Below are 3,860 nucleotides of genomic sequence, written 5' to 3'. Positions count from 1 at the left end.
CGCCCGTTCCACGAACTCGTCCGGCAACTCGGCGTGCGCCGCCCCGGCCGCTTCCCGGGCGGCGGCCAGCTTCCTGCGCGACGGGATGTGGTCCGGCGGGCCCAGCACCAGGCCGATGCGCTCATGCCCCAGCGATGCCAGGTGCCGCCAGGACTGCTCCACGGCCACCGCGTCGTCGCACGCGATGCACGGGAAGTCGAGGTTCTCGATCGACGCGTTGATCAGCACCACCGGGATGTTGCGCTCCGCCAGCAGCCGGTAGTGGTCGTGCGGCGCGTCCGCCTGCGCGAACAGACCGCCCGCGAAGACCACACCCGAGACCTGCTGCTGGAGCAGCAGCTCGACGTAGTCGGCCTCGGAGACGCCGCCCTTCGTCTGAGTGCACAGCACCGGCGTCAGCCCCTGCTGGGCCAGCGCACCGCCGATGACCTCGGCGAACGCGGGGAAGATCGGGTTCTGCAACTCGGGCAGCACCAGCCCGACCAGCCGGGCGCGCTCGCCCCGCAGCTGGGTGGGCCGCTCGTAGCCCAGGACGTCCAACGCGCTCAGCACGGCCTGCCGGGTCGCGTCGGAAACCCCGGGCTTGCCGTTGAGCACCCGGCTGACCGTGGCCTCGCTGACCCCAACCTTCTTCGCCACCTGAGCAAGTCGTCGCGTCACAGACGAAAGGCTAACGCAAGCACCGCAAGCGGCTTGCTCTGCGGTCGCATTGGGCTGGCTGCGCGCTCATTCAGACGGTATGCCCCGCTCAGTCCCAAGTGACCCGTGCGAGGACTGGAAGGTGATCGCTGCCGGTGGCGGGCAGGGTGCGGATGCGGCCGACCGTCGCGGAGCGGGCCATCACCTGGTCGATCCGGGCCAGCGGGAAGGCGGCGGGGAAGCTGAGGGCGACGCCCCGCTCGGGCACGTTCAGCTCGCTGGTCAGCGGGTCAAGTGCCCGGTCGTCGACGGTGCCGTTGAGGTCGCCCAGCAGGACCACCCTGCGCGACTGCTCCGCCGCGACGGCGTCGCCGAGCAGCCCGGCGCTCTCGTCCCGCCAGGACGACGCGAGGCCGGAGACCCCGACCCGGACCGACGGCAGATGCGCGACGTACACGGCGATCTCGCCGCGCGGCGTGTGCGCCACGGCCCGCAGCCCGCGCTCCCACTCCTCCGTGATGCCCCGCGGTTTGATGTCCAGCGGTCGGGCCCCGCTGAGCGGATGCTTCGACCAGAGTCCGACCGTGCCCCGGACGGTCCGGTACGGGTAGTCCGGGGCGAGGGTCTTCTCGTAGACCGCCCGGGCCGGCGCCACCAGCTCCTGGAGCGCTATCAGATCGGGCCCCGCACCGGTCAGCGCGCGGGCCGTCCCCGCCGGGTCGGTGTTCTCGTCGCTGACGTTGTGCTGCACCACGACGAGGTCGTCGGCGCCGGGCTCGGGCGCGGGCAGGAGCAGTGCGCCGAACTGGTACGTCCAGGCCGCCACCGGCAGCAGCAGCGCGACGAGCGCGAGTGCCGAACGGCGCAGCAGTGCCGGCGGGAGCAGCACCACGACCAGTGCGCCGAGCCACGGCAGGAAGGACTCCAGGAGGCTGCCCAGCCCGCCGGCCCCGTTGGGAACCACTCCGTGGAACACCAGCAGCAGGGCGGTGAAGGCCGCGGCCCCGGCCGATACCCGCCCGCGCCGCCAGGTCCACCAGCGCTCCGCCCGCTCGGTCATCGTTCCTCGTTCCTCGTTCCTCGTTCCTCGTTCCTCGTTCCTCGTTCCGTCGTCCTCGGCTGTCAGGACGACGGAACCGGTAGATCGAGTTCCGGGCGATGGAAAGTTGCAGAAAGTCTTTGTGAGGGGGCGTCACGTCCCGGGTGCGGAAGGAGTGCCCGAGGGGTTGACCACTCCCGACGGTGCCCTTACGGTCACCACCGCAACATCTTGCAGTCATCTTTCAGAAACGCTTTGCAAGGGGTGCCGACTCCCCAGTCAGCCATCGGCAGGCACCCCGGACACCCGCACCCGCACCCTCACACGGGAGATTCCATGTACGGGAGCACCAACAGAGCGCGCAGAACCACCGCCGCGGCACTCGCACTCGCCGCCGCCGCGGCCGGCAGCCTCCTCGCCACCGCCGCACCGGCCCAGGCCGCCCCGCCCGGCGACAAGGACGTCACCGCGGTGATGTTCGAGTGGAAGTTCAGCTCGGTCGCGAAGGCCTGCACCGACACCCTCGGCCCCGCCGGATACGGCTTCGTCCAGGTCTCCCCGCCGCAGGAGCACATCCAGGGCGGACAGTGGTGGACCTCGTACCAGCCGGTGAGCTACCGGATCGCGGGCCGCCTCGGAGACCGCGGACAGTTCGAGAGCATGGTCGACACATGTCACGCGGCGGGCGTCAAGGTCGTCGCGGACGCGGTCATCAACCACATGTCGGCCGGCAACGGCACCGGAACCGGCGGCTCGGCGTACACCAAGTACGCCTACCCCGGCCTCTACGCCTCCTCCGACTTCGACAACTGCACCTCCCAGATCAACGACTACCGCAACCGCTTCAACGTGCAGGAGTGCGAACTGGTCGGGCTCGCGGACCTGGACACCGGCGAGGACCACGTCCGCGGCAGGATCGCCGCCTACCTGAACGACCTGCTCTCCCTCGGCGTCGACGGCTTCCGGATCGACGCGGCCAAGCACATGGCTGCCGGTGACCTCGCCAACATCAAGTCCCGGCTGAGCAACCCGAACGTGTACTGGAAGCACGAGGCGATCCACGGCGCCGGCGAGGCCGTCTCCCCGAGCGAGTACCTCGGCACCGGCGATGTCCAGGAGTTCCGCTACGCCCGCGACCTGAGGCGCGTCTTCCTGGGCGAGAACCTCGCGAACCTGCGGAACTTCGGCGAGGGCTGGGGCTACCTGCCCTCGGACCGGTCCAACGTCTTCGTCGCCAACCACGACACCGAGCGCGGCGGCGACACCCTCAGCTACAAGGACGGCGCCGCCCACACCCTGGCGCACGTCTTCATGCTGGCCTGGCCCTACGGCAGCCCCGACGTCCACTCCGGCTACGAGTTCACCGACCGCGACGCGGGTCCGCCCGCCGGCGGCCAGGTCGACGCCTGCTACAGCGACGGCTGGAAGTGCCAGCACGCCTGGCGGGAGATCTCCGCCATGGTCGCCCTCCGCAACACCGCCCGCGGCCAGGCCGTGACCGACTGGTGGGACAACGGCGGCGACCGGATCGCGTTCGGGCGCGGCTCCAAGGCGTACGTCGCCCTCAACCACGAGGGTTCCTCGCTCACCCGCACGTTCCAGACCTCGCTGGCGGCCGGCGACTACTGTGACGTCCAGACCGGCAAGGGCGTCACGGTCGACGCCGCCGGCCGGTTCACCGCCACCCTCGCCGCCGGCACGGCCGTCGCCCTGCACGTCAACGCCCGCACCTGCGACGGCGGACCCGACCCCGACCCGGTGATCTCCGGCGTCTCCTTCGCCGTGAACGCCACCACCAGCTGGGGCCAGAGCATCTACGTGACCGGCAACCGCCCGGAACTCGGCAACTGGAACCCGGGCAACGCCCTCAAGCTCGACCCCGCCGCCTACCCGGTGTGGAAGGGGGACGTGGAACTCCCCGAGGGCACGTCGTTCGAGTACAAGTACGTCCGCAAGGACGAGGCGGGCAACGTGACCTGGGAGAGCGGCGCCAACCGCACCGCGACGGTCGCCTCCACGAGGACCACCCTCGACGACACCTGGCGCAACTGACCTCCGTCCCTACCGGCACCGGCCCCGGAGCAGGGAAAAGGGGGGGGGGCGGCGGGGGGTGGGGGCCGCGCGGCGGCGGCGGGAGGGGGACCCGGTCCCGCGGCGGGAGGCGCGGGCGGCGGCCCCCCGG

General features: G+C 71.3%; 3 protein-coding genes. 1 reads left to right on the top strand and 2 read right to left on the bottom strand.

The features are described from left to right. Positions 1-660: LacI family DNA-binding transcriptional regulator (locus ACFWR9_RS39885; RefSeq protein WP_383851756.1), on the bottom strand; the 660-nt coding region annotated here is incomplete at its 3' end. 88 nt (positions 661-748) lie between these two features. Then, positions 749-1,699: an endonuclease/exonuclease/phosphatase family protein gene (locus ACFWR9_RS39880; protein WP_383851754.1), complete on the bottom strand. Its 951-nt coding sequence runs from the start codon at positions 1,697-1,699 to the stop codon at positions 749-751. A gap of 315 nt (positions 1,700-2,014) precedes the next feature. Here ACFWR9_RS39880 and ACFWR9_RS39875 point away from each other — a divergent pair, with 315 nt between their 5' ends. Next, complete coding sequence (locus ACFWR9_RS39875) at positions 2,015-3,730, top strand: carbohydrate-binding module family 20 domain-containing protein (RefSeq protein WP_383851751.1); 1,716 nt, start codon at positions 2,015-2,017, stop codon at positions 3,728-3,730. Positions 3,731-3,860 lie beyond the last annotated feature (130 nt).

This window comes from Streptomyces sp. NPDC058534, from assembly GCF_042717365.1.
Classification (GTDB): domain Bacteria; phylum Actinomycetota; class Actinomycetes; order Streptomycetales; family Streptomycetaceae; genus Streptomyces.
Note: the sequence above shows the minus strand (reverse complement) of the source record. Positions and strands in the feature narration are given on the sequence as shown.

Coding starts and splice junctions, on each gene's coding strand:
- ACFWR9_RS39875 (WP_383851751.1), top strand. CDS start 2,015: ATGTACGGGAGCACCAACAGAGCGCGCAGAACCACCGCCGCGGCACTC.
- ACFWR9_RS39880 (WP_383851754.1), bottom strand. CDS start 1,699: ATGACCGAGCGGGCGGAGCGCTGGTGGACCTGGCGGCGCGGGCGGGTA.